This window comes from Oleiphilus sp. HI0080 (assembly GCF_001635135.1).
Genome location: NZ_LWFU01001023.1, coordinates 1 through 1,104 on the forward strand (window position 1 = coordinate 1; position 1,104 = coordinate 1,104).

Genomic DNA, 1,104 nt, shown 5'->3' on the forward strand with positions numbered 1-1,104 from the left:
AAAATTTCAGGGTGGTCCAACGTGACGCGAATACCACGCCAGCCTAGAAAAGGATTCTCTTCGTCAATAGGAAAGTAAGGCAATGATTTATCACCGCCAATATCCAGGGTACGCATCGTGACTTGGTTTGGCGCGAACGCCTCCAGCTGCTCCCGATAATAAAGCATCTGCTCATACTCACTCGGAAAGCGCTCGTTGATCATGAACGGCACTTCGGTCCGGTATAAACCAACACCTTCAGCACCATGATCCAGTGAACGTACTACATCGGCCATTAAGCCTGTGTTAACCCACGCATGGACGCGATGACCATCAAGTGTCTCACACGGCAAGTCAATAATGCTCTTGAGGTCTTCATCGAGCTCACGGTCCTCATTAAGCACCGCCGAGTAATGATCTTTAAGTTCATCAGAAGGAGAGATCAGGATATCGCCGTTATAACCATCTACGACCATCTCTCGCTGATCAAGCTTGGTCAATGGAACATCGACTAAACCCATAACCGTCGGTATGCCCATTGCCCTCGCAAGTATCGCCACATGAGAGCTTCCCGAACCCTTAATTGAAACAAGCCCGACGAGGTTTTCTCGCGGCACTTCTCCAAGCATGGTTGGCGTCAGCTCATCACTTACCAAAACCGTTTTGTCAGGGTAGGACTGATCGACCACCTCTCGCTCTTGCAAGTAGCTGAGAATGCGACGACCCAAATCTTTTATGTCAACCGCGCGTTCTCGTAGATATGAGTCGCTCATCATCTCAAAGTGGCTCGCGTAATCTTTGATGACATGCTTCAAGGCGGTTTGCGCACAAGATCCCGCACGGATTTTGTCTTGCACCTCTCCAGCCAACGCCTTGTCATCCAGCATCCCGATGTAAACATCAAACAAAGCCTGCTCTTCTGGCCGCAACTGGCTGGACAAACGTTCGCCAACTCGACGGATATCAACTCGCACAGAATCGATTGCACCGTCAAAGAGCTTCAAGTCCGCATCTATATCGCTACTTGATCGCTCAGGGACGGAGTCAAAATCAGCCGGAGGAAACATGACAATGCTCTGACCTATGGCGACACCAGGAGAGCCAGCCACACCTTTGAAAACAAGA

At 50.0% G+C, this 1,104-nt stretch carries 1 protein-coding gene; it reads right to left on the bottom strand.

Features of this window, described 5'->3' with window-relative positions; genetic code table 11:
- The coding region (locus A3751_RS19290; protein WP_255376100.1) for a putative PEP-binding protein at nt 1-1,104 on the bottom strand (1,104 nt) is incomplete at both ends.